The sequence below is a fragment of the Mesorhizobium sp. M8A.F.Ca.ET.057.01.1.1 genome (assembly GCF_003952565.1).
Classification (GTDB): domain Bacteria; phylum Pseudomonadota; class Alphaproteobacteria; order Rhizobiales; family Rhizobiaceae; genus Mesorhizobium.
Genome location: NZ_CP034454.1, coordinates 184,613 through 208,132, shown reverse-complemented (window position 1 = coordinate 208,132; position 23,520 = coordinate 184,613). Strand labels below are relative to the sequence as shown.

The window sequence follows — 23,520 nt, the reverse complement described above, 5'->3', positions numbered from 1 at the left end:
CTCACTTCTCCATCTCACGTCCGGTTAACCTCAAGAAAACGTCCTCCAGACTGGGTGGACGCTCTAGAATACGCAGACCCGCTCGACCGCGAAGCTGGATGCGCACATCCTCCGGCTCAGGCGCATAGCAAAAGAGCGTCTCGCCGCTTACCTCGACACGCTGAACGTACGGTCTGATCAGCGAAATCAGCTCCTGTGGATTGCCGCCGAAGATCTCGATCACGTTGCACCCAATGTACTCGTCGATCAGCGCATGAGGACTGCCCTCGGCGATCTTGCGTCCCCGCTCGAGAACACACAGCCGATCACAAAGCCGCTCAGCCTCTTCCATGAAATGGGTGGTCAAAATGATCGTTTTTCCGCTCGCCAGCAGGAAACGAAGTCGCTCCCAGATCAGATGGCGGGCATGCGGGTCGAGGCCGGTCGTGGGCTCATCCATCACAAGCAACTGGGGGTCGTTGATCAGAGCACGTGCCAGCGTCAGGCGCCGCTTCATCCCGCCGGATAGCAGGCCGACACGTGAATCCGCCTTGCTCTCAAGGCGAGCGAACTCGAGGAGCCGTGGGATGACGGCGTTGATCTCTCTTGTACTCATGCCGAAGTAGCGCCCGAACACCAACAGGTTCTCGCGTACCGTAAATTCCAGGTCGAGATTGTCGAACTGCGGGACCACGCCTATGCCCTTGCGGGCCAAGCGGCTGCGTGCCGGCACTGGTAGACCGAGGACTGTTATATCACCCGCGTCAGGCCGGGTCATACCGAGGAGCATACGCGCAATCGTGCTCTTGCCTGCGCCGTTCGGCCCCAGCAGACCGAAGCACTCTCCCGATGCAACGGTGAAGGACAGCCCGTCCACAACGAGCTTGTTTCCGAATAATTTGGTTACGCCGGTAAGGTCGATTGCTACATTGGACATGCGTCTATCTCAAGCGGAATGAGTCCGATTGGCCACCGGCAGCTTACTTGCGAATTCTGGTTCAGAGCAGGCCACCGCCTTGAGATGGCACCTTTGGAAAGTCGCGGCCGGAGCGACGCGTGTATCGCTTCCGCCAAAGAATAACGTCAAGATGCCACGTGTCGCTTCCAGATAGTTCCCGTTCTGACCATAGGTAACTCGAAAGCTTCACCCCGTGTCGACTGACACAACTTACTCGGTCACTCGGCGCTGCAAGGCCGTCAGACTTCACCAGCTGTGAGCGAAAGATCTGCAGTATGAAGTGACTCCGCAATTCCAGAATTGCCCGCAGCATTTGCTCCGGCAAGCGGCATCGCGCTTGTGATTTCCTTTGTGCTCCTGTTGGGCAGGGGAACACTTTTACGCGACAGCCAATCGCTATTGCTCAATGTACACAGGGCGTAAGCCTTCAAGGGGATCAACAGGAATATCCTGATTAACGCGTGCATTGAATAGCCGATGAATCGAAGCTGCCGAGTGCGGAAAGATAACACCGTAGATCTGATTATGGTCATCGTGACAATAGCCAGCACCGTCCACCAATTTACTGTATGTGAAAATAGTAGCTCACCGAGCGCCGTTACTACCGCGATGCCGAGCAACAATGGGCCGAGATTCTCTCCCATCACATCCAAAGTTAGATAGCGATCCAGGCCACGCAGTAGACCTCGCGCAAGCATCGTGTCCCGGAAGGTGCTTCGTGCCCAGCGGAGTTGTTGGCGCAAATAAGGTCCCATCTTGTCCGGAACGACTGTCGCCGCGACGGCACCTGGAACGTACTCGGTTCGAAAGCCTGCTTTCAGCATGAGGATCGTAAGATGACGGTCTTCACCGAAGTCGCTTGGTTTCCCCCTGAACAGCTGCGTCTCGTATTGATCCAGCAGAGAAAGGAGACAAGACCGGCGGTACATTGCACATGGGCCGCAGCAGCACATGACCGCACCAAAGCGACCTTGCGCCGCGCGCTCCTCATTGCAAGCCAGCCAGTATTCCATATCGATCAATCGGGTCAACCAAGTGTCGCTGCGGTTGTATGCCGTCAGCTGGCCCATGGCCGCTCCGACCATGGAATCCCGCATTTTTACTGCAAGCTTTGTGATGACGTCGGACGCAAGTGTCGTGTCAGAGTCGACGCTGAGCACGAAATCTCCAGATGAGCGGCGGATGGCGGCGATCTGCGCCTTGCGTTTGCCAACATTCTCGCGGAGCAGAATGAAATTGAATCTCGGGTCGCCCTCGTAGGCGTGATGTACCGGGATGACGGCATTACGATTTCCAGAACCGTCGTCAACCAGATAGACCTGAAATGTTCCGGCGTAATCTTGATTTGCAATGGAAGCTAAACACGCCGCGAGTGTGCGCGGGTCCTCATTGTAGCAGGGGATAATGACATCCACGCTCGGCCAACGGTCGGATCCGAACAAGCTTTCCGACGGCGGCGTAACATTTTCCGGTTGGGAGTAGACCGCTTGCATGCCTCTGTAAACAGTCGAGAGCACCGCATAAGACGAAACGGCAACAGTACTGGCTGTGGTGAGAAGGTCCATAGGATCTCTGTTTGTTCAGGGGTGTTGAGGAAGTGATCGGATTACAAATCCGCGGCCGTGCAATTCTGGAATTAGGCGTGACAACGCTGTCACCGTCTGGTCGCGCAGACTGGCTTGATTGCCTGGTTGCAATTCGTCGGGAGCGCACCCGTCGTGCAACAGCACGATTGCGCCCGGCCGGATATCGGCGAGCACTCTGTCGACGATGGCGTCAACGCCGGGGCGAGACCAGTCGCGTGGATCAATGGACCAATGGACGGGCGCCAATGCCGCACCCGCTGATGCAGCGATTACTTCTTCGGTCCAGATGCCATACGGTGCACGAAAGTACCGAACCATGGCCTGCGGGCAAGCCATCCCTATGACTCTGTTTGCCTCAACTATCTGGCAGTCGACTTCGACGGACCCGCATTTGGCCAGGTCCGGATGAGTCATCGTGTGGTTGGCTATACCGTGCCCGTCTGTAATAATTCGGCGAACGAGTTCCGGCTCGTCGGCCGCGTAGGCCCCAACAACGAAGAAGGTCGCCGTCACCTGATGTTGCGCCAGCACATTGAGTATCTGCGGTGTGAAAAATGAATTGGGACCATCGTCAAACGTCAGATAGACGCTGCGCTCTGCAGTGCCATCGGCATTGTCACTCTGCCCTTCGCATATGTAGTCCAGAGGCTTCATAGTTCCGGACCGTTCCGGTCGATCAGGGTACCGGACGGCCACTCGTCCATCGAGCGTCCGATCGGCGAAACCAACACGAGTACGTCTTCCAGGCGCGTGGGCGGCAGGTCGGGATGCACATCTGGACGGGTCGATCGTACGCGAACGCCCGACACAATGTTCGCGAGGCCGGCTCTGCAGAATCTTTCGACATGGTTTCGCAGCGCGTGCCGAACCGTGCCGAAAGCGAATGGAACACCCAACTGATGGAGCACTGGGTACGCCACGCGCATCGAAAAACCGATTCCGAGCCCTTCAAGATCCGGACGAACCGCGTACAGGCCCAATTCAGCGACGATCAAGTCGACCTCGCCAACTTTGATGAAGCGCCGCAGCATGCCGATGTGAGCCGCTACCCCATGCGCGTCGTAGCCGATTGCGCGGAATTCCGGCCTCGCGCCGGCCCAACTGCGGCCGCCTTCGAATGGCTCCGCGTTGAAGGCGCCAGTCCGTCCATAGGTCTTTCGAAAAAAGTCGGAGAGTTCGACATGGTCGGCCAGTTGCAGCTCATTTTCCCAGCACAACTTCCAATCGACATTCGGGCGCATGGAAGACCTCACCTTGGAGCTGTCTGGTTGAGATAAATGTCCAAGCATTGGTTAAATAATTGGCATCGCACCAACGGGGCGTAACTTGTGGAGACCGCCGAAAGACCAAGCCGTAATGCAGATGCGACTGACTTTGTGCGCCCCGCACACCAGATGATGCTCCTCGGATCCAACGCAACCATGGGAACTACCTATCTTTCCAACTTGAAGCGCCTCTATGGGACCTGCAGCAAAAACGGTAAAATCCTTTGTTTAGATGAAAGGTATCCACGCTTTGGATAACTGGGCGAATGCGTTCCATATGGCTGGTCAATTATCGTCGTCACGCTCGAGGCACTTCTGACGAAGCGCAAAGCTCACGCCCGCGGCACGCGCGGCCGTTGCCGGGCCGCGCGATTATCTCCGTAAGAGCCGAGCGGAGCTCAGACACGACGATTGATCAGAATCTGATTCGCGGGTTCAGTATCTCTTTCGTGTATCCAGCTCTGGGCTGTCCTTTGGCGGGAGTTAGGTTCGCCCAGGTTCTGAGCCTGGGGCGTCGGCCCGTTCGCCGCACAGGCTCCTTCGCACATCGTCGAGGCCGAGAAAGAGGGGGCCACACAGCTCCCCCTGTACTTTCCACCACCCGACACCAGCGCTCACCCAGGGCGCCGGCCTTGCTCACCTCAACGGATAGCGCACTCGCGCCGCTTCACGATTAAAAGAATTCTACAAGCAGATGCCTGTTTGATCGTGAGACGTCCGCTGCCAATTCCCGCATCGCAGAGGCAGCCAATAGCGCTCGCTTCACATAGTGGTCCGGCAAGCAGCTAGATACGACAGGTGACCTCAAATGAGGCGTCTTGCATGGCTTCTACACCTGCCTGAATGCCAGAACTGCGTTCGTACCGCCCATGGCGAAGGCGTTGCTCATGGCGACGCGCACCTTGCGCTCGCGCGGCACATTGGGTGTGATGTCGAGGTCGCAAGCGGGATCTGGCTCGCGATAGTTGGCGGTCGGCGGCACGACGTCCTCTTGGATTGCCATCACGCAGGCGATCATTTCAAGCGCGCTCGCTGCGCCGAGGCAATGCGCGTGCGTGGACTTGGTGGAAGAGATGGACATCAAATAAGCGTGGTTTCCAAACACACGCTTGATCGCCGCCGTTTCAGTCTGATCATTGCTTTTGGTACCGGTGCCGTGCGCGTTGAGGTAGTCGACGTCCTCGGCATTCAGCCCGGCATCGGCAAGGCAGGCGCGCATCGCCGACGCTGGCCCCTCGACAGATGGCGCGGCAATGTGGAAGGCATCGGCGGAAAGGCCGACGCCGGCGATCTCGGCAAGAATTGTGGCACCACGCCTCGTGGCATGCTCGTAGCTTTCCAGCACGGCCATGCCCGCACCCTCGCCCAGCACCAGGCCCTTCCTATCGGCGGAGAAGGGCCGGCAGGTATCGGGTGAAAGCACGCGCATTGCTTCCCATGCTTTCAGCACGCCCCATGCGAAGGGTGCGTCGCTGCCTCCGGAAACCATTACGTCGGCCCGGCCCAGCTTGATCTGGTCCACCGCCGAGGCGATCGCATGGTTGGCCGAGGCACATGCGGAGGTCACCCCGAAGACCGGCCCGCGCAAGCCGAGGCTCAAGCTAAGATGGACGGAAGCGGCGCTGGGCATCACCTTTACTCCAGTGAAGAGTTCAGCACGGATTGCGCTACCCAAAAGCAGTGAGCGGTAAGTTTGTTCTGTTGCGTATGAACCGGTAAATCCGACGCCCACTGTCGCGCCGAAGCGATGGGCATTCCCCTCGTCCCAGGAAAGTCCGGCCTGCCGCATGGCTTCGCGCGCTGCAAGCACGGCGAGCAAGCTGAAGCGGTCCATGGAGATGAGATGCCCCCGGTTGATGTCGTGCTGGGGCAGCGCCTTGATCTCAGCGCCGGTCATGCCCTCCAGGTCATGAAGCTCGGAATTGGCGATCGGGCCGATGGCGGAGCGGCCTTCGCGCATCTCTTTCCACATAGAGGCGGCGTCGGTGCCCAGTCCGCACAGGCCGCCCACTCCGGTGATAACGACGCGCCTGTCCATTCAAGCCTCCTTCGCAAGCAAGCCGCGGACGGCTTCCACGACGTCGCCGACATTCTTGAGATTGGACCAGGCATCGGCCGTGTTCATGTCGATCTTGATGCCGTAGGCCTGCTCCACATCCCAGAGGACGTCCGCCAAACCCAGCGAATCAAACCCGAGCGCGTCCAGTTCCGTGGCGATTGTTATCTCGCCGACGAATGACGCAGGCATTCCCTCACCGCTCTCCGACTCGGCGCGTTTCTTGATCAGGGCAATGACGTCCGTTGCGAATTGATCGGCCATTCTGTTTCCTGTCTTTCTTTCCCGCGTTTCGACCTGGACGCGGCTCAGTTCCTGAGGCGCGCCGCGTCGCGAAAGCCATCACGCTTGGGCAACTGACAAAGCCCAATGCTCATAAAGCCGGATCAGGTCCGGCCGGTGTGTGGCGTAGGTGCAGTATGACGATGTGAGCCGCTACACCGTGCGCGTCTCCCAGTCTGTCCATAGACTCGGAAGAAGTCGGACCCGGTCAGTTGCAACTCCCTTTCCCAGCACTCCACTGCCCGGTAGAGCGCATGAAAAATCTCCTTTCGGGCGGTTTCTGTTCTGCCCATGCAGGATTCCAGAACATTGATGAAATCGTTTGTTTCGATGAAAGGCATCCACACTTTGGATGGTTGACACGCGTTTCAAAGATCGTGAACTACATCTCGTCGTTGTGCTCGACGCACTCCCGACAGAGCGCAACCTCATGGGCGCGGCATGCAGGATTAACCGAGCCCAGCCGGTCATGAGTGCGGCCGGCCGGGTCGGGCGATAGGCAGTCATGCCCTGCCCTTCCTGCGGGTCAAGCACTCCGAAAAAACATTTCCCCCATAAATGCTAGATCTTCCGTTGCCTTTTCGCGGGCTTCTGCGTGAGGTGAGGCACGCCATCCATGGCATGTGGCACACGCACGCGATGCCAGTGCACGGTCGTTTTCTCGGCAAGGCCGTTCTCTACCTCGACCCGCACGCGCTCGCCCTGACGGACCCGGATTTCCGGGCCTGGAACGGGCCTTCGGCGCGCAATCGAGCCCGGTTCACCCGGCCCAATGGCGTCCACTTTGGGGGCGCATGCACTGCAGACCCGCTGGACCTGATCCGGGAGAGGATGGGCGCGGCGATTGGAATAGCTATGAAAGCGCATCGGACCGTGGAACTGCGCGCGCAGACTTTCGGAGGAAGGCTCGCTTTTAAACGTTATCGTGCAACTCTGACCGTTCTTCGCCTTGGCGGGTGCCGCGGAAGAATCCCGGGTTCTGCGAGCGCTGCGAGAACACCTGCGGTCGATCCTGTACCACAATCTCGCGAAGCTCGATGCTCTCTACAAACGATGTCTTGGATTCTCACGCCCTTATTTCAGCACTTCGCTCGCTTGCCCGACTCGGCCGCGGTCAGCCTTCACCGCCAATTTTATTGGCGCAGCGACGTTCCTATCGGTTCAGGCGAAGCTTCTTGAACCTGCCGCTCTCTCGTTGCCCTGGCACGATTAATCGTCCTCTCAGTCTGTCATTGGCGGAGTCGCTCCTGAGGCGCGCGCCGGCGAGTTCGAGGAGCGCGTGGCTATCTCCTCGGTCCAGCCGGATTCCGCTGCGCGCTCAGCCAATTCCTGGAAGGCCGATTCCAAGGCGAGCTGGCATTGAAGGCCGCGGTCCGGATGGTCGACTAGCTTGGTTCCACGATCGCAATGCTTGATCGCTTCATTGCAGGCCATGGGCTCTCGCCCTCTCCTTTTGCCACACGAGGCGCCAGCTCACGTGTTGTGCGCCCCGGCAACCGCTTTCACCAGCCGCTCCAGCGATCCCGCGCGCTCCAGCTCCGCAAAGAATGATGCGGCGTGACGCTACCCAGCCGGTGCTTCTCGGCCATTTGCACACATAGGGATAGTCGACCATGAAATCGGACCGAGGCGAGGCGTTGGACGTTTCAGTCTTGGTCTGAATGCGCCGCCCACGAGCCGATCGGCCTTCTCGATGATTTGGCGCACCCTCGTTGTCGACAAGCCATGTTCCTGAGCCAGGTCGGCGAAACTCTTGCCCTTCAGAAAGCCGTCGACCAGGGCTATGTTCCTATCGACGGTCGGCTAAATCCCAGCAGGCGCGCGCAGTTTTCCGGCATCATTCCGTTTGTTCATCCGCTTGTCCGCGCCCCCTGCAAATCCTACCGGGCCAAATCGGTGCTTGGAAGACCCACTCATGTCATGGCCTCGGGAAAGTACAAGGCCGACGGTTATGTGAATACGAAAGATGCTGGCGATCACCATGATCGTTGGTGACCGCTGACCTCCCCAATGTCGGCTTCGACGGCACACCGGGAGCTCTCGGCAATGTTGAATAATTCCGTTTGAAGATGGTTGACTTCGTCGTCGAGGCTCGATCCATCAGGATCGGTATCGACGATTCTATATTTGAGAAACCCAAATTCGTTTGACTCGCGCAATTCGCTGTACGGCGTATCATCGCAAGCGCGGGATTCCGACATCCTGCGAAGTGCCCGCGTTGCTGGAATCGATTTTGCGGAAGTAAAAAGGCCCCGGCGCTGGGTCGGCGCGCAGGGCCTTCAGGCATGTACGAGCTACCAGCATGTCCAGTTATGATCGTGCGCTATCATAATGAACAAACGGTGAATGATCGCTATCCGAGGTGCAGGGCGGGCGAGATGGTGGGGCGGTGGGGGACCTGTACCGCTGCAGCGGGGCCACGAGCAGCGACTCGAGCCATGCGCCACGCTGCAGGACCTCGATTTCGGGCCAAGCCTCGAGCCCGCAACTCGCCTTGCTTCTCGGAAATCATAAGGCTTTGTGGGGCGGTTAAGCAGCGCGATATGGCCGCGGCGATACGAAGTTTTCATCTTTACCCTGTTCAGACGGTCAGGCTGCCTTCGCCGCCGGCTTGGCTGCCTTGACATGGGTTATACTGCGGCGACCGTCGACGCCGATCGGAACGTCACCGTCAACCGTAGCGCGACGCACAACCCGGTGCTGGTCGCCATAGTCGTTGACCGCATAATGCTGGTTAGCACGGTTGTCCCAGATAGCGACGTCGCCTACTTGCCAGCGCCACCGCACGGTATTTTCCGGGGCAGTGACGTAGGACTGGAACACCTCGTAGAGTTTGGCGGAATCGCTCTTGGAAAGGCCGACGAGGCGCTGCACGAAATTGCCGAGCAGCAGCGACTTCTCCCCGGTTTCCGGATGGACGCGCACGACCGGATGCTCGGTCTCGTAGATCGTCGATGTGAAAACTTCCTCGAAGTGCTTCTTCTCTTCGGCTGTGGCGCGCGGGCGCACGGCTGCGTAGTCGTAGGCATTGCTATGAATAGCCCACAGATTGTCCGCCAATATTTTGAGCGGCGCCGGCAGATTCTCGTACGCGGCGTGCGTGTTGGACCAGATCGTGTCGCCCCCCGCCGCCGGAATGACGACGCCACGTAGGACCGAGAATTTCGGATAGGCATCGACGAAAGTCACATCGGTATGCCACTGGTCTGCCCTGCCACCGCCACGGCCGGAATCGAGATTGAGGATTGAGGCCGTGCCGGCTGCCGGCCCCTGCGTGGGATGAGGTACAAGGTTACCCAGACGCCGCGCGAACAATTCCTGCTCCGCATCGTCGAGATGCTCCTGGCCGCGGAAGAAGATCACCTTGTGTTTTAGAAGAAGCTGGTTGATGGCTGCTATCGCTGCGTCCGAAAGGTCTCCACCAAGGCGAACTCCTCTGATTTCAGCTCCAACACGGCTGGTCAGCGGTACAACGTCGGAGTCAGGAATTCTCTTCGTCAAGCTCGAAAGCCAAAATCCCGGCGGATCGATCAAGGATCGCATTGCGTTGTCGATGATCGTTAATGCCGAACAGCGTGGCCAGCTCGCGCCGGGCGGTACAATCATCGAAGCGACCGCTGGCAACACAGGGCTCGGCCTGGCCTGGCGGCACGAAGCGCGTGATCGCGTGTCCAAAAGCTGACAGCGTCAGACAAATGTCAGGTTCATTACAACCAACATCTGGGCACTGACGAGGTTTTTCGAAGCAATGGGCGCTAACTGCGCGCTGAGCGCGTTGGCATGGCTTTTGAGACTGAGTGACTGTGACTGCACTTAATGGGGCAAGACGAGCGATGCGCTCCTCCCTGAACCCGTGTGCCGTCTCTGAGAGGAAACCAGCTCGTGCAGAAACCTTTGGAAATAGCTTTGGACCGCAACGTGGTATTGCAGATGGAGTCCCCGGCTCCTTCGATTAGAGTCGAGAACTGGCTGCATGGCGAGCCCCTCACGAGCTTTGAGCCCGGCAAGTGTACATAGTCGAATTTTGGGCAACTTGGTGCGGCCCATGTGTGGACGGGATGCCCCATCTGATCCAGCTGCAGGGCGTCGCCAGGCGCGCCATCTGGACAGCAGGAGCTGGACTATGGGCAAGGTAACAGGCTTTCTCGAAATCGACCGGCAGGTGCACAAGTACCAGCCGGCCTCCGACCGCATCCGGCATTTCCGTGAATTCACGCTGCCGATGTCGGACAAGGAGGTCGAGAAACAGGCCGCGCGCTGCATGGATTGCGGCATTCCGTTCTGCCACGGGCCAACGGGCTGTCCCATCCACAACCAGATCCCGGACTGGAACGACCTCGTCTACAACAGGGACTGGGACAATGCGATCCGCAACCTGCATTCGACCAACAATTTCCCGGAATTCACCGGCCGCATCTGCCCCGCACCTTGCGAGGAAGCCTGCACGCTGAACCTCGAGGACATTCCCGTCGCCATCAAGACGGTCGAGCAGGCGATCGCCGACAAGGCTTACGAGACCGGCCATATCAGGCCCTATCCGCCGGAGAAGAAGACCGGCAAGCGCGTCGCCGTCATCGGCTCCGGCCCGGCCGGCATGTCGGCTGCCCAGCAGCTCGGCCGCGCCGGCCACGACGTCCATGTCTATGAGCGCGAGAGCCGGCCCGGCGGGCTGATGCGTTACGGCATTCCCGACTTCAAGATCGAGAAGCACTATATCGACCGGCGCATCGAGCAGATGCAGGGCGAGGGCGTCACCTTCCATTGCGGCGTCAATGTCGGCGTCGACAAGCCGGTTGCCGAGCTGCTCGCCGAACATGACGCGGTGCTTTATTGCGGCGGTTCCGAAACGCCGCGCGCGGCCGGCATTCCCGGCGACGATCTCGGCGGCGTGCATGACGCGATGCCCTATCTGGTGCAGCAGAACAGGCGTGTCGGCGGCGAACCGATCCAGTCGGTGGCGTGGCCGTCGCATCCGATCCTCGCCGGCGGCCAGCATGTGGTCGTCGTCGGCGGCGGCGATACCGCGTCCGACTGCGTCGGCACCGCCTTCCGCCAGGGCGCGGTCCGCGTCACCCAGCTCGACATCCGTCCGCAGCCGCCGGAAAAGGAAGACAAGCTTTCGGTCTGGCCCTACTGGGCGACCAAGATGCGCACCTCGTCCTCGCAGGCCGAAGGCGCCGAGCGCGAGTTTCAGGTGGCGACGCTCGAGTTCATCGGCGAAGACGGCCAGCTGACCGGGGTCAAATGCTGCGAGGTCGACGAAAAGCGCAAGCCGATCGCCGGCAGCGAATTCGTCATTCGTGCCGATCTCGCGTTCATCGCCATCGGCTTTGCCGGGCCAGCCGCTCGCGGGCCGGTGTCGGAACTGGCCGGCCAGATGAAGATCGCCATTGACAGCCGCCGCTCGAAGAATGTCGAGGCCAATGACCGGGACTACAGGACCAGCGTCGAAAAGCTCTATGCGGCGGGCGACGTGCGGCGCGGCCAGTCGCTGGTCGTCTGGGCGATCCGCGAGGGCCGCCAGGCGGCGCGCGCCATCGATGAGGCGCTGATGGGATCGAGCGTGCTGCCGCGCTGAGTCCGTCTCGAGACCCTACTTGTGCGGCCACCTGAAGGCGCTTTCCGCCCTTCCGCTGCCCCGGGCAGCTTACGGACTGATCGCCGTGGTCGTTTCGGTTGTGGCCCCGGCCGCAGGCTGCCGCCTTGGCGGCCAAGAAAAATCGTCGGCGCGGCCGGGCGAAGCAGCGCTGGGTTTAAGTGCTTGGGGTGACACGGCGTGATCTCCGCCGTTGGCGGGAACAGGGCAGTGCAATAGTACTGCCCTGTTCCTTTTGATCAGAGGCCAGTGCGGATTTCTTCGGCAAGCGCCCTCAACGTCGTCTCGACGTCATCGCCGTTTGCCATCTTCTGCATCGCCACGGCCCATGCGTTCATGGCTTCGCCGAAGCCGACACGCGGTGTGAAAGCCAGCGCGGCTTGATCCTGTATCTTTTTGAAGCTGTCAACGAAGTTGTTGAACTCGGGCTGCGAAGCGTACTTAGTCTAGGTATCGTCCTGCCAGGTCGACGTGCGCGGCGGATTGACGAGCTGGCCAGCAAGGGCACCCTTGAGCGCCACCTGCTTGGAGGTGGCCCACGGGATGAACAGCCAGGCCGTGCCCTTCTTTTCGGAAGCCGCGTTCATGGCGAGAGCCCAGATCCAGATGTCAGAATCCAAGCTCGTGGCGCTCGGTGCGTGCAGCGGCGGAGCGAAGGCGATCTTGCCGGATGCCGGCTTCCCCGCAACATCGTTCCAGAAGCCGAACATTTTTGAGTCGATCGTCATCGCGGTGCGGCCGGACGAGATGCCGTCCACGACCTGGTTCCAGTTATCATTGGCGAAGGAAGGAGCCGCGCACTTCTTGATCATGTCCGAATGTAGTCGTATCCAGCATCGGTAAGCTTCGGATCACTCAGGTATTTGTCCAGCAGGCGCCACTCGGAGCGAGGTCCTACGCGGGCTGAATGCCAGTGCCGAACACATCCCATGCTGGCGACTTCGTCGTCAGTTGGATCGTCATCTTGTTCCAGTAAGAATCGTCTGGGTAGAGTTCCGGCGTGACCTTGATGCCGGGTCAGCTTCTCGAACTCCGGAAAGTTGCGCAGCGAGAGCATCCGCATAGGGGTGGATGTCGTAGGCCCAAGTTATGCTGGTCCCTTCGAATTGACGCCAGTTCACGGTGTCGGCAGCGGCCGAATTAGTGAGCGATGCCGAAACGGCAAGAAACGCCAAGTCAAAAGCAAGCTGTTTGCGTAGCGACGCGCACCTGTAACGAGTACGGGGAATGAGCGACCCATGTAATCCTCCCTGGGGCATTTTGCCAATTTTTGGGTCCACTCCTCCATCCCGAGTTTGCTCATAGCCACAATAAGCGGTTTCCAACGACCTCGCTCTGAATGCACCAGGCCAACTGGGTAAAAACGGGTAACCGGCACTTAAAGGCGATGTAGTATCGCCACCAGAAATACTGCTCCGTGGTGCTGGCCTTTGCCTGGGGGCGCAACACGGCAACTACCCGCTCAAAACGGTTGGTCCTCTACCTCTTATTCACCGTCGCTTTCCTCGCGGCCTAACCCGGCCGGAATATCCGTTGCCAGAAAAAGGCCTCGCGGCCGGTTCGAGGCGCATCCCTCCTCCGAAGCAGCACGCTCAAGTATCGTCACAAGCCCCGAGCGCTTCGCGTTCGGCGATGTCCAAATTCCGACAATGTCGGATACAGTCAGATCTACTGGATTGCGTTTGAATGGTTTTCTCATTTGGCACAGTACATGCGGGTCATCCGCAAAACACGTGACCGACCAACAAGAGTTCGCATGATCACCTTACCACAACATACAGCCGCCGCGGAACAATCACTTGGCCCCTGATCGCCCGCCCCGGCACCACAACCGGAGTCATCGATGTTCTGACAGGCTGCCCAAGGATACCTGCTGCAACAGGGCTTGCCCTGGTGACGACCACTCCGGCTCCGCCGGTTACCGACGAGGGCAAAGTGACGGATTTCCTGCTTTTCAACGGCATGGAGGTGGCTGTCATTCCCGACCACCGCGCCGCTCGTCACCGATATGGTCTGGTGCAGGATCGGCAGCGCGGATGAGCCGCCGGGGATATCTGCATGTCTTCGAGCATCTGATGCTCAAGGCGCCTCATGACGAGCACGGCTCCGTCGCCTGGAGAGATTGAACCCAAAGGGAGATTCAGATGTCTGAAGCGAATCAGGAAAAGTTGGACGCATTCTTGGGGAAAATGGTCGGCGATCTCGGTGCGATCGCAACGGGCGCGGGAGTCCTGCTGGGGGACAGACTCGGCCTGTTTAAGGCATTGCGCGAAGGCGGCAAGATGACGGCCGCCGAACTTTCGACACGCACCGGCACCCAGGAACGCCTCGTAAGGGAATGGCTTTCCGGGCAGGCGGCGGCGGGTTACGTCGACTACGATGAAGCGAGCGACAAATTCTATCTCAACGCCGAGCAAGAGCTGGTGTTCGCTGATGAAGACAGCCCGGCCTTCATGGCAGGCGCATTCGAGTTCCTGTCCGCGCTGTGGCTCGATGAAGAAAAGGTGAGGCAGGCATTCCAGTCCGGCAAGGGCGTCGGGTGGCACGATCATAGCGCGTGTCTGTTTCGCGGTACGGAACGGTTCTTCCGTCCAGGCTACAATGCCAATCTGATCGACTCCTGGCTGCCGGCCTTGGAGGGCGTCGTCGAGAAGCTCGAACGCGGCGTGGACGTCGCGGATGTTGGATGCGGTCATGGTGCATCGACCGTGCTCATGGCACAGGCCTTCCCCAATTCGCGCTTCGTCGGCTTCGACTATCATGCCCCCTCGATTGAGCGCGCCCGCAAGGCGGCCGAGGTAGCCGGCGTCGGCGTTAACACGCGGTTCGACGTGGCGGCCGCCAAGAGCTATCCCGGAACGTATGACCTCGTCACATTCTTCGATTGCCTTCACGACATGGGCGACCCGACGGGCGCCGCCACCCATGTCCACGGATCGCTCAAGCCGGACGGCACGTGGATGATCGTCGAGCCGTTCGCGCATGATCATCTGGCGGCGAACCTCAATCCCGTCGGCCGCGTTTACTATGCCGCTTCCACTTTCGTGTGCACGCCCGCATCCGTGTCGCAGGAAGTCGGGCTCGCGCTTGGAGCCCAGGCCGGTGAGGCGAGGCTGCGCAAGGTTGTGACCGGCGGCGGCTTCAAGCGATTGCGTCGCGCCGCGGAGACACCGTTCAACATGGTGCTGGAGGCCCGCCCTTAGCGTGGCCGTCGCCAGAAATTGCAGCTCATCGCATTTGATTGAAGATCACCGCCAAAAATCCGGACGCATCGGGGACATTTTCAAGGCGCCTGGGTTCACGCAGAGGTCGCTGCCGAGTTGTGTGCCAAGAGTCCCATACGTTGCGGCTCAGAAAGGACCCGACGCACGGCTACGAACATGCCCATAGTGATGGCCGCTATAATCACATATGCCCACCATGGCGCGTTCACAAAGCTGGTAAGCCACGTCGCACCGAACGCGCTTACGACAAAAACGAGAGCCTCGATAAAATGACTGAGCCTGTACACATTCAGTCGTCTCATCCTCATACCACCCATCCAAAGACTGAGCTTGTTGCGCTACTGCGACAGAGCCTAACATATTGGAGAGCGCTCACTATTTCTATGCTAAACAGTCTCGCCTGAGTATATGTTTTGAGTCGCTAATTATGGAATTCTGCCAGTCTGCATTTCCCCTGATCTGATGTAGAGCAGCTTCTAAGTGGGAATTAGTCCCCCATCGACCGGATCGGGCGACACGAACATGCGCTGAAGGCTTGGCGGAACGGCTACTGGGACCATGATGCTACTCGAATGCAAGATCGTGTCAGAACGTCCCGGGAAGGCTGCAGGCAGGGGATGTCAGGTCAATCAGCCTATAGATATGATACCGCCCATTCGCTGAGACTTCACGATGGGCATAGGAGGTGGGAATTCGTGCCTTGAGATGGACGCGGCTGTCGGAGCAGGCGAGCACGGCAGCAGCGATGGCCTGAACCTTCGGGCCGCTGACAAAAACGTTCACCACCGCACGCGAGCCGAACCCGTCGAGATACGTCTCGAAAGCATCGAGGTGGGCCATCAGCCCGAAAGCCTGGATGTCGCGAACTTCGCCATCTTCGAGCCGGTGGGTTTCACGTACCTTGGCCACCTGTTGATCGAGCAAAGCATCGATATGCGCATTCTTCTCGCTTCTTGGGACGAGGAGCGAGATCCGTTCCGGACTGACGATATCGATCAATCCGTAGAATACGTCGGCATCTCCTCCGATCCCCACGAGCAGGACTTTCTCTTCGCCCATTCCTCCGCTGCCTTGAAGATGAGGGACGGTGACGTATCGGTCCAAGCCGCTGGAAAAATCCTCTTTGCCGATCGCGTTCCCGTAGATACCTTCGGCGTACCCGAATTCGAGAGACTGAATCGACATTTTCTTGAATGCCACCGCAATCAGCCATTGGATGTAGATTCGCGGCATCGTCGAGCACTCGACGAAAACCTTCCGCAGGCTTCCTTCGTATGAGCCACATGAAGCGGCCATCTGAGTGAGCAGGTGATCGAGGAGATTGATGTTCTTCTGATACTCGATGGAAGGCTCGAGGGTGATCGCAGTCACTTCGACGCCCCATCGGGTACCCATAGCGATGAGCTTTCGCCGGTTTTCTTCGACGGCTGGGACGTTCGCTTCCTTCAGAGCAAAGTCCAGAACCACGATTTTGCCGACCTTCAGGTCAAGATGGTTTTCGAACGCGGCGAAACGCGTTTCCCATCCAAGCGCGACGATCGCGATATCTGCCTCCATCGTTTCGCAGGTACCTGCATCTCTCGCCTTCTCAGTGACGGCCAGATGGCCGAAGACTCGATACTCGACAGTTGAAGCGGTCATTCGAGATCGCTCTCGAAAAGCGAGTGCTGGAATTCGGTCTTGAGTGCGGGCCGCGCGACGAGCTCCTTAAACACCGAGTCGGCCCAGTCTTCTGGGAGCCGATGCCTGGTAAAAAGCAGGTCGACCATCTGCGCCGCAGGGATTGTGTTGATTTCGTACGGGCCGCGATAGGAGAACCCGAAGTAAGGTGCAAATCGCCGATGCAATCTGATCAGCATCTCCTTCGATGCGGGGTCGGCGCGGTCCACCTCAAAGTTGCCGGCGGCGGAGACCTCCCGGATAAACCCATCCCTTTCCGCCCGACGCAGGACCTCGTCCAGTTTTCCGCTGGGTTGCTCCAGTCGGTTCACCAGCGAGCGCATTTCCTTTAGATCAACCCTGAAAATGCCTCTCTCTGTCGTTCCTAGAGCATTTTCTTCGGCAAACTCTGTCTGGAGGCGAGCGGTCAGGTAACCCAACGCCCGCACCATGCGCACGCTCTCTTCTTCGTACGGATGTGAAAGCGCCTGAAGTCCATCAAGCTTCCGTTGAGAGGCGGCGTTCACAGCCTGTCTCTGCTGTTCGAGATGAATCTGTAAATCCGAGTTGATGAATTCCACCAGTTTTCGTGGATCACTGGAACTCGGAACACTGCGGCGGAAGATCTCTCCCATTATATCAAGGAAATCGCGTATACAGACGTCGCTCAATGATGTGATGATCTGGTGCCCTACGTACGGGTAGTCATGCAGACGCAGCATCTGGCACGCTTTCAGAAAAGCCCATCCCTGTTTCCGGGCGATCGACCTCTTCAGATTTGAAGCATCCGCCTTGCTCATGGGCCGGCGCTTGATTTCCGGGTTCATGAGCGCGAGCGCCAGCCCTTCGGCATAAGGGCGCGCTTTTCGATCAAGAAGGAATTGCTGCTGATCCGCCGTCCTCAAATTCACGGAGAGGAATTCACGTGCTGCATCAGCGAGTGCCACAAGCTCTTCTCTGCCCTCGGAATGACCCGATATGATAACCCGCTCGATGATGTCATTGACGGAAAGCCGCCCCAGCCGGTTTTTGAGCGAAAACGCGCTGAGCGCATCGTTGCGCTTGAGATCACTCCGCAGATGGTCAGGAAGCGCATAGTAGAGCCGAAGCGACGACACGTTCTCGCACAGCGTGGCGAACTCCCTCGGATCGACTGAATCAAGATTCTCGACGTCCCGGTCAGCATTCGAGAGCGACTGGCCGGGTATGATCGTCCGGATCGTGTCGTAAAGGCCGCCGATGTAGGCGAGGACCCATTTCACATTGCCGCGCGTCTTCCTCACCAAGGTGTTCAGGAACTGCTGTTGGAGCGGTGTCAGTGCCTCACAGTCGTCAATCAGGATCTTGAAGAAGGGCGCCCTGTCACCGGCGAAAGATGGGCCATTTAAAAGTGGGGTGATCGCGGTCGCGACCTTGTTAATGATCGCGCCAGGGTCTGTCGCTCTGAAGCCGGTCGCTCCCTCATCGGCGGCAAAGAAGAACGCGTTGAAGCATTCGTCGACGTACCGGGTTATCCCACCCCGCAGCTCATCTATGCTGAAGAAGTCGAGACGGGCAGGTTGGGGTATGAAGTGCAGCACTTCGCGATGCAGTGCCAAGGCGACGTCCCTATCTTCAGAGGCCCGGTATTTCAAGTGGCTGTCGCGTCTGAGCTGGCTGATGCTCTCGAGCAGGCGTTCGACTATCTTCAGCTCCAGATAGTGAGAGAAGATTACGAATTGCCGCGGGATCACGGCGGCCGTGTCGAAGCGTATCCGCTCCGGAATGAGGTTCAGAACCGCGTTGTCGATTAGGGGCGAAAATGTCTCATTGAGCTGGAAGAAGACGCCATACCAGCCGAGCTTGCCGACTTGGTCCGCGAGACTTTTGTCTTCGAGGATATGAACTGTGGAAAGCGAGCGAAGAATACTGGTCTTGCCGCTGCCTCTCGTCCCTGCGACGAAGACCGGCTTGGCGGCGGCAGAAATCAAGGCCGACTTCTGACTGAACCACAGTATCGGGCGACTTTCGTACTCGATCCTGTTGGGGCCGAACGGATTCTCCATCTCTATTCGTCCCTTACCTTAATGCGCCAAGCCGAGTTTGCCTTCGTGAGGCCGTCTATCTCGACGAAGCGCGCCGCTTGGAGCATCAGAAGAGAGTCTTCCAAATCTAGCCCGAGCTCGGCGGAGGCGGCAATCTCAGTGATCTCGTCCCAGAAGAGTAACCCATTCCCGCGCCTGGTGGCATGGTCGCGCAGTCGGCGCATCAGGTCAAACGTGTCGTTGTTCAGAAAGGCCTTGCCGTTGGACATAGTCGAGATGAAGCAATGTTCGCCTTCCATGACCGTCCCGTCGGCGACATTGGTGCGGTAGGGTATAAGTCGGATGCCGACGAGCTCTCCCTGATCGGTCGTGAAGAAGACGAGCTCATTGAAACCTGACTGTATCTCTGGTGCTGAGATGCAGATCAATTTGCCGTCCGGAAACCTTGGATCGTTGACGATCTCGACCGGATCGGCATGTATGTGTCCATGCAGGTAGACGATAGGCTTGTTGCCCTGCAGCAGCTGAGTTCTGACAAATCCGCTGTTGAGCATCTCCGCGTATGGCGTAATGCGCGGAGTCTTTTGTGGCAGCAGATTGTGATGGCCGATCATGATGCCGTAACGCATGTCGGGCTGCTGGAGCAATTCCTGTAGGCCTGCAAGCATCTCACGCGAGATGTATGGCGTGTCCATCTGACCGTAATACTCGTCGTCGGACGCCTCCTTGTCTGGATCGCTGGGAGGTGTCGCGGGCGAATGTCCCGAGGTGTCCGGCGAGCCGAGATCTACAGGTTCTGTAGAAGGACCGAGTGCCTCGAGACGATCACGAAGGAACGCGGGAAGGTTCTGAAGCTCCCAACTGCCTATCGCTGTGTTGACGAGGATGAAGTTTGCGCCTGCGGATCCTGTCGGAAGTCTGAAGTGCACGGGTTGGTCCACGGGAACGGTCTGCCAACCCAAGCGGGCGGCTAAACTCGCCATTTCGCTGAATTTCTCAGTCGGTCCAAGTTCGCGCGCGTCATCACGGTTCACATCGTGATTTCCCGGTACGAATATCAACGGAAGCGCCTTTGAACTGCGCCCCTGTGCGCGGCAGAGCAACGTGAAATGCTGGAATGCCGAAGCAATGAAAGTCTTGTCGCCACGGCTCGTGAAATCCCCCATGAAGGCGATCGAATCCAAGGGCTTCGAAGTCGTCAGCCGCCGAAGCTTCGTCAAGACGGCACGCAGCGAAGACGCGCGTAGCTTCTGCGTTATTTTCGGAGCGAACTTGCTATCCTTGGCATCGATGTTGCTAGAGGAAGGATGCCAATCCGGATAGTGAATATCGCCTACTTGAAGGATTCGCACCCGTCGCATAACTCGCCCCCCGCCGAGAGCCATAGACTAATCCGTTCGCTTTTGCCAAGCGCGAAACGATCATCCGACCGCATCGCCTGGAAAGCGCGTTTATCTTTTTGTTGGTAATGGAGAGGCACGACGCAATTGTGCCCCCGGTTGCTTGTCTGCCCACCAAATGGGCACTCAATCTGGGCGCATGGCTTATGATTTCTCGAGTTTGTCCCATAACGAGTTTGAGGATTTGGCCCGCGACCTCGTAGGTCGCGAGATCGACAAGCGTTTCGAGGCCTTTCCCGAGGGACCGGACGACGCGATGGATGGTCGACATGCCCTTGCCGGCGGCGACATTGTGCAGGCGAAGCACTACCAGCGGTCAGGCTTCTCGGCGCTGAAATCCAAGATGAAGAGCGAGCGCACAGCCATTGATGGCTTGGCGCCCTCGCGATACTTCCTCGTCACGTCGGCTTCGCCCGCGGCAGGCGGACACCGGCATGCGCAGCAGGATGAAGCCAGTGAGGGCCAGTAATACACGACAATAGTCATTAGGCTAGAGTACAGTCGCCTTGGGAGGCTGTTCGAATTCAATCCGGCGCTTTTCGGCATCCTTTTTTCGTTTGGTGGTGTCGATACGATATTGGTCAATTCCATCAAGATCGCTCTTCATATCGTTTGGTGTTGGAACTGGAATGGCCTTGGCGGACGCCATGTCATGTCCAGAACGCTCCGAAACTCGCTTCATGGCCCAATAGATTCGCTTGTGGTCTTCGTCCTCGACCACCACACCCTTCAGGCTCTGTGTCTTGACATCGCTGTTAAATCGCTCGACGACTTTACCGAGCAGGATTTCTTCAACGAGCCTCTCCCAGGTTTCCCGAAGATCGCTGTAGAAATCCTTCGCTGACCTTCGCCAAGCATCGGTGGTGAAATCAGTGGCGCCGTCGAAGCTCTTCAGGCGCGTCTTGAGAGTCTCGATGCGCTTCGTGACAGACTGTGCGATCCACGGCTCGTCAGTTTCGCTAATCAAGCCAAAACCGGCAGATTCGGACTTGTTGATGTAGTTTCGAACAAGGGGAATCGGCGGATTGGCCTGCGCAGCTGCGTCAACCACCTCGTTGAAGAACAGAAGATTATGGGTGAAAATAATAATCTGACGTCCTGTGGCCGCTTCTTTTACGAGCCTTGCCGCGACCCGCCTGATCCGAACATGGTCGAGAGATGACACGGGGTCGTCGATGATCATGCCTTGACGCGATGTGTCTCCTCCGACCTCGGCTAAGAAACAGGCCAGGGCAAGCGCGCGCTGCTCTCCTTCGCTTAAGACCTTGCTGTTTGAGATCGCTTTTGCCGCGTTGAGCCCGACCTCGAAATAGCTCTGCCCATCTTGACTACGATCATTAACTGCGAACGGGATGTGCGTTAACGCCAGAGTCTCAATCTCGGCGACGACGCGCTTTTCGAGATCCTGCATGACGAGGCTTCGTCGAAGCGACGTCATCTGCCGTGACACCGAGCCTGTTTCGACAGCATCGCAGCATGAGAGAAGCTTGCGCCGCTCTTCGAGATTCGCCAAGCGCGCGAGAACGATGGTGAGATCGTCGCCCAGTTTTTTCCGATCCTTGAGTGTATCGCGACGAGCTCGATCGGTAGCGCGGTTCCCGTCGTCGGCCGCTGCCTTGTCGTCCGTCAGCGCTTCGGCCTCTAGCGCCTCCGCCTCCGTTCGGAGTTTCGATGCAACTGGCGCCGCAAGTTGCGGGAACGCAGCGTACTCGGACAGCGCAGCCGCAACGACAATTGCATCACGCCTTTTACCTGCCTCGACATAATATGCCGAGATCAGGGCCACCATCGCCTTGCGTGCGGCGGACAGATCGCCAAACTCTCCGAGAGCCGCCTCAACCGCCTCCCCGGTCGCAATGGTGAGTCCTTTGATTTGGCGCAGGGCCTCTTCATGGGCAATAGATGCGACTTGCGCCGCCTTATTTGCGGCGCCCGTTACGAAGTCATTGAAGGATTGGATCCGCCCCGCGGCGTCCGCCGTCATCGGCTCCTGGCAGAGCATGCAACGATCGCCTTCCTGATCTGGCAAGTGCTGATGATCGATGCCAGTGACGCTCGCTAAATAGGCTCGTGCATGGTCGAACATATACCGCCAGGGAGAAAGCCCAACGCCGCTCAACGGCATAGTCGCGAACGCTCCTGAGGCGGCAAGTTGTGCAGCCTGCGCTGTAGAATCGGCTGTTGCATATAGATTGCGATAAATCTCGAGGGCCGCCGCTGAGAGAGCCGCGTCGATCTGTTCAGATGCAGTCAGCAGTTTTTCCAAGGCCGCCTTGGCACGCCGACGCTTTGTCGCCATCGTTGAAGGGTCGCTTGCCAGAGCCTGTTCGAGGCCAGCGAGATCAGCCATGTCCTGCTCTGAGAGGGCAGCGAGGTTTTTGATTTCGGCTGCGGAAGGCATCACGTCCTTTGACTTGATTTCGAGACGAGCCAGCAGCTTTACGACCGCGCCGGCAGCTGTGTACCCACTCGGCAATGGTGTCTTTAGGTTCTTTTCGATCGCTTTGATTTCTTCCCGGAAGTCGGCTTCGAGCTCGGTGCGGTGACGTCCATGGCTTTCGAGAAGCGCGATGGCTGCGGGCAGAAAACCGATACGGTTTTGCTTATCGACGTAGAGGCGAGCGTTCGCGGAGTCGAAAACGGAGATCCGTGCAATTGACGCGGGGGGCAGCGTTCCGTCCTTCCAGGTTATGGGGGTCGGTTCCGTAGCACCCTCTTCGAGAAACCGGACAAGCACTTCGGCTGGCGGTTTGGTGCCGATCTCGAACACGTTGCCAAGAAGATCATCCGCCGTCAGACTACGGCAAAGCTTCTTCGCGATCCGGCAATAGCCGCTCTTTCCGCTTCCATTGTCGCCGTAGATAATGGTGATGCCATCGGTGGCGAAACGCAGTTGCTGCTCTTCGGCGAGGCGGTTCAAATGCTTGACGGGGCCGAGTGAGCAAAGCACCGCGCGCGGCTCGTTCGAACTGTTGGCCCTCAAATGCTCCGCCGAGAGCGGAGAGCATTCGGGCAGATCAGCGGTAAATCCACCGACGTGGCGGACCCGAGCTGTTACACCGGCCTTATCCTCCTGCTCGAGGTTGAAGCCCGGCCGCGCGGCGTGTCTTCTTAAGGCATCCCTAATCCAGTCGGGCTGCTTATCCGCCCATTCCAAAAGTCCAACCTCGGCCATTCCTGCCCCCCGAATCTTACCATCATTATACTTATTGATTAGTCCAGATTCGATGAATTCGCTTGTCTGGACAAATTTTCCTCGCGATCGCACATAGAGTGCTGGAGATGTACCCAATAAATGACCTCCCCCCGCGCCGCTAGGTCAGCAAACAAATGCTTCAGCGATCAAACGTCTCCACAACGACATCAGCAATCAAAGGCATTGGACCGCGCGCACGAATTTAGGTAGCCGGCAACGCGTACGAGGAGATAGAGCTGGAAGTGCGTGCCTTTCGATAGTCTATGGGCGGAATTCGACCGCCTCACCGATAGGC

16 protein-coding genes and 5 pseudogenes are annotated in these 23,520 nt (G+C 58.5%); 8 read left to right on the top strand and 13 right to left on the bottom strand.

Features of this window, described 5'->3' with window-relative positions:
• Position 1 precedes the first annotated feature (1 nt).
• From nodI to EJ077_RS00905, 6 genes are all read right to left on the bottom strand, one after another.
• Positions 2 to 916, bottom strand: coding sequence for a nodulation factor ABC transporter ATP-binding protein NodI (gene nodI / locus EJ077_RS00930; protein ID WP_024505873.1), 915 nt, complete (start codon positions 914 to 916; stop codon positions 2 to 4).
• A gap of 260 nt (positions 917 to 1,176) precedes the next feature.
• Positions 1,177 to 2,502 carry a chitooligosaccharide synthase NodC gene (nodC, locus tag EJ077_RS00925; protein ID WP_032899868.1) on the bottom strand — a complete coding sequence of 442 codons (1,326 nt, stop codon included), beginning with the start codon at positions 2,500 to 2,502 and terminating at the stop codon, positions 1,177 to 1,179.
• 15 nt (positions 2,503 to 2,517) lie between these two features.
• Entirely contained in the window at positions 2,518 to 3,177 is a 660-nt protein-coding gene (gene nodB, locus EJ077_RS00920; protein ID WP_126057632.1) for a chitooligosaccharide deacetylase NodB, read from the bottom strand.
• Positions 3,174 to 3,764, bottom strand: coding sequence for a NodA family N-acyltransferase (locus EJ077_RS00915; protein ID WP_024505875.1), 591 nt, complete (start codon positions 3,762 to 3,764; stop codon positions 3,174 to 3,176). The genes nodB and EJ077_RS00915 overlap by 4 nt, the downstream gene beginning before the upstream one ends.
• A gap of 853 nt (positions 3,765 to 4,617) precedes the next feature.
• On the bottom strand, positions 4,618 to 5,826 hold the full coding sequence (locus EJ077_RS00910) for a beta-ketoacyl-[acyl-carrier-protein] synthase family protein (RefSeq protein WP_126057631.1): 1,209 nt from the start codon (positions 5,824 to 5,826) through the stop codon (positions 4,618 to 4,620).
• Entirely contained in the window at positions 5,827 to 6,108 is a 282-nt protein-coding gene (locus EJ077_RS00905) for an acyl carrier protein (RefSeq protein ID WP_029356603.1), read from the bottom strand.
• A 370-nt stretch (positions 6,109 to 6,478) separates the two neighbouring features.
• On the opposite strand from EJ077_RS00905, the pseudogene EJ077_RS31705 reads away from it, so the two are divergent.
• A pseudogene (locus tag EJ077_RS31705) lies at positions 6,479 to 6,607 on the top strand (LysR family transcriptional regulator); the annotation flags it as partial.
• A 104-nt stretch (positions 6,608 to 6,711) separates the two neighbouring features.
• Here EJ077_RS31705 and EJ077_RS00900 read toward each other — a convergent pair.
• Positions 6,712 to 6,858, bottom strand: a pseudogene (locus EJ077_RS00900) (multicopper oxidase domain-containing protein); the annotation flags it as partial.
• Between the two features lie 993 nt (positions 6,859 to 7,851).
• Between EJ077_RS00900 and EJ077_RS00895 the strand changes: the two are divergent.
• Positions 7,852 to 8,121 carry a hypothetical protein gene (locus EJ077_RS00895; RefSeq protein WP_024504272.1) on the top strand — a complete coding sequence of 90 codons (270 nt, stop codon included), beginning with the start codon at positions 7,852 to 7,854 and terminating at the stop codon, positions 8,119 to 8,121.
• 594 nt (positions 8,122 to 8,715) lie between these two features.
• Here EJ077_RS00895 and EJ077_RS00890 read toward each other — a convergent pair.
• Positions 8,716 to 9,669 carry a TauD/TfdA dioxygenase family protein gene (locus EJ077_RS00890; RefSeq protein ID WP_024504271.1) on the bottom strand — a complete coding sequence of 318 codons (954 nt, stop codon included), beginning with the start codon at positions 9,667 to 9,669 and terminating at the stop codon, positions 8,716 to 8,718.
• On the opposite strand from EJ077_RS00890, the pseudogene EJ077_RS31700 reads away from it, so the two are divergent.
• The 3 genes and pseudogenes from EJ077_RS31700 to EJ077_RS00880 form a co-directional block, all read left to right on the top strand.
• Positions 9,584 to 9,769, top strand: a pseudogene (locus EJ077_RS31700) (pyridoxal-phosphate dependent enzyme); the annotation flags it as partial. The gene EJ077_RS00890 and the pseudogene EJ077_RS31700 overlap by 86 nt on opposite strands.
• A 275-nt stretch (positions 9,770 to 10,044) precedes the next feature.
• Positions 10,045 to 10,208, top strand: a pseudogene (locus tag EJ077_RS00885) (TlpA family protein disulfide reductase); the annotation flags it as partial.
• Between the two features lie 41 nt (positions 10,209 to 10,249).
• Positions 10,250 to 11,704 (top strand): glutamate synthase subunit beta, encoded by a 1,455-nt coding sequence (locus EJ077_RS00880; protein WP_208699254.1) that lies wholly within the window; start codon positions 10,250 to 10,252, stop codon positions 11,702 to 11,704.
• A 464-nt stretch (positions 11,705 to 12,168) separates the two neighbouring features.
• Here EJ077_RS00880 and EJ077_RS31695 read toward each other — a convergent pair whose 3' ends face one another.
• Complete coding sequence (locus EJ077_RS31695; RefSeq protein ID WP_245456295.1) at positions 12,169 to 12,480, bottom strand: extracellular solute-binding protein; 312 nt, start codon at positions 12,478 to 12,480, stop codon at positions 12,169 to 12,171.
• Positions 12,481 to 13,588: 1,108 nt separating this feature from the next.
• On the opposite strand from EJ077_RS31695, the pseudogene EJ077_RS00870 reads away from it, so the two are divergent.
• Both EJ077_RS00870 and EJ077_RS00865 read left to right on the top strand, forming a co-directional pair.
• Positions 13,589 to 13,809: pseudogene (locus EJ077_RS00870) on the top strand (insulinase family protein); the annotation flags it as partial.
• Positions 13,810 to 13,866: 57 nt separating this feature from the next.
• Complete coding sequence (locus EJ077_RS00865) at positions 13,867 to 14,925, top strand: class I SAM-dependent methyltransferase (RefSeq protein WP_024504268.1); 1,059 nt, start codon at positions 13,867 to 13,869, stop codon at positions 14,923 to 14,925.
• 606 nt (positions 14,926 to 15,531) lie between these two features.
• Here EJ077_RS00865 and EJ077_RS00860 read toward each other — a convergent pair.
• Genes EJ077_RS00860 through EJ077_RS00850 form a run of 3 tightly spaced genes read right to left on the bottom strand, consistent with a single transcriptional unit; the run spans position 15,532 to position 20,014 of the window.
• Complete coding sequence (locus EJ077_RS00860) at positions 15,532 to 16,587, bottom strand: hypothetical protein (RefSeq protein ID WP_126057630.1); 1,056 nt, start codon at positions 16,585 to 16,587, stop codon at positions 15,532 to 15,534.
• On the bottom strand, positions 16,584 to 18,650 hold the full coding sequence (locus EJ077_RS00855; protein WP_126057629.1) for a hypothetical protein: 2,067 nt from the start codon (positions 18,648 to 18,650) through the stop codon (positions 16,584 to 16,586). The genes EJ077_RS00860 and EJ077_RS00855 overlap by 4 nt, the downstream gene beginning before the upstream one ends.
• Before the next feature lie 2 nt (positions 18,651 to 18,652).
• Positions 18,653 to 20,014, bottom strand: a complete 1,362-nt coding sequence (locus EJ077_RS00850; RefSeq protein WP_208699252.1) for a metallophosphoesterase family protein — start codon at positions 20,012 to 20,014, stop codon at positions 18,653 to 18,655.
• A gap of 154 nt (positions 20,015 to 20,168) precedes the next feature.
• On the opposite strand from EJ077_RS00850, the gene EJ077_RS00845 reads away from it, so the two are divergent.
• Positions 20,169 to 20,498: a hypothetical protein gene (locus EJ077_RS00845; RefSeq protein WP_186815491.1), complete on the top strand. Its 330-nt coding sequence runs from the start codon at positions 20,169 to 20,171 to the stop codon at positions 20,496 to 20,498.
• Between the two features lie 21 nt (positions 20,499 to 20,519).
• Here EJ077_RS00845 and EJ077_RS00840 read toward each other — a convergent pair whose 3' ends face one another.
• Complete coding sequence (locus EJ077_RS00840; protein WP_126063811.1) at positions 20,520 to 23,204, bottom strand: AAA family ATPase; 2,685 nt, start codon at positions 23,202 to 23,204, stop codon at positions 20,520 to 20,522.
• Between the last annotated feature and the right edge of the window lie 316 nt (positions 23,205 to 23,520).

What these genes read in the sequence shown, in the direction of transcription:
- nodI (WP_024505873.1), bottom strand. Translation starts at nt 916, where the DNA reads ATGTCCAATGTAGCAATCGACCTTACCGGCGTAACCAAATTATTCGGA.
- nodC (WP_032899868.1), bottom strand. Translation starts at nt 2,502, where the DNA reads ATGGACCTTCTCACCACAGCCAGTACTGTTGCCGTTTCGTCTTATGCG.
- nodB (WP_126057632.1), bottom strand. Translation starts at nt 3,177, where the DNA reads ATGAAGCCTCTGGACTACATATGCGAAGGGCAGAGTGACAATGCCGAT.
- EJ077_RS00915 (WP_024505875.1), bottom strand. Translation starts at nt 3,764, where the DNA reads ATGCGCCCGAATGTCGATTGGAAGTTGTGCTGGGAAAATGAGCTGCAA.
- EJ077_RS00910 (WP_126057631.1), bottom strand. Translation starts at nt 5,826, where the DNA reads ATGGACAGGCGCGTCGTTATCACCGGAGTGGGCGGCCTGTGCGGACTG.
- EJ077_RS00905 (WP_029356603.1), bottom strand. Translation starts at nt 6,108, where the DNA reads ATGGCCGATCAATTCGCAACGGACGTCATTGCCCTGATCAAGAAACGC.
- EJ077_RS00895 (WP_024504272.1), top strand. Translation starts at nt 7,852, where the DNA reads ATGTTCCTGAGCCAGGTCGGCGAAACTCTTGCCCTTCAGAAAGCCGTC.
- EJ077_RS00890 (WP_024504271.1), bottom strand. Translation starts at nt 9,669, where the DNA reads ATGCGATCCTTGATCGATCCGCCGGGATTTTGGCTTTCGAGCTTGACG.
- EJ077_RS00880 (WP_208699254.1), top strand. Translation starts at nt 10,250, where the DNA reads ATGGGCAAGGTAACAGGCTTTCTCGAAATCGACCGGCAGGTGCACAAG.
- EJ077_RS00865 (WP_024504268.1), top strand. Translation starts at nt 13,867, where the DNA reads ATGTCTGAAGCGAATCAGGAAAAGTTGGACGCATTCTTGGGGAAAATG.
- EJ077_RS00860 (WP_126057630.1), bottom strand. Translation starts at nt 16,587, where the DNA reads ATGACCGCTTCAACTGTCGAGTATCGAGTCTTCGGCCATCTGGCCGTC.
- EJ077_RS00855 (WP_126057629.1), bottom strand. Translation starts at nt 18,650, where the DNA reads ATGGAGAATCCGTTCGGCCCCAACAGGATCGAGTACGAAAGTCGCCCG.
- EJ077_RS00850 (WP_208699252.1), bottom strand. Translation starts at nt 20,014, where the DNA reads ATGGCTCTCGGCGGGGGGCGAGTTATGCGACGGGTGCGAATCCTTCAA.
- EJ077_RS00845 (WP_186815491.1), top strand. Translation starts at nt 20,169, where the DNA reads ATGGCTTATGATTTCTCGAGTTTGTCCCATAACGAGTTTGAGGATTTG.
- EJ077_RS00840 (WP_126063811.1), bottom strand. Translation starts at nt 23,204, where the DNA reads ATGGCCGAGGTTGGACTTTTGGAATGGGCGGATAAGCAGCCCGACTGG.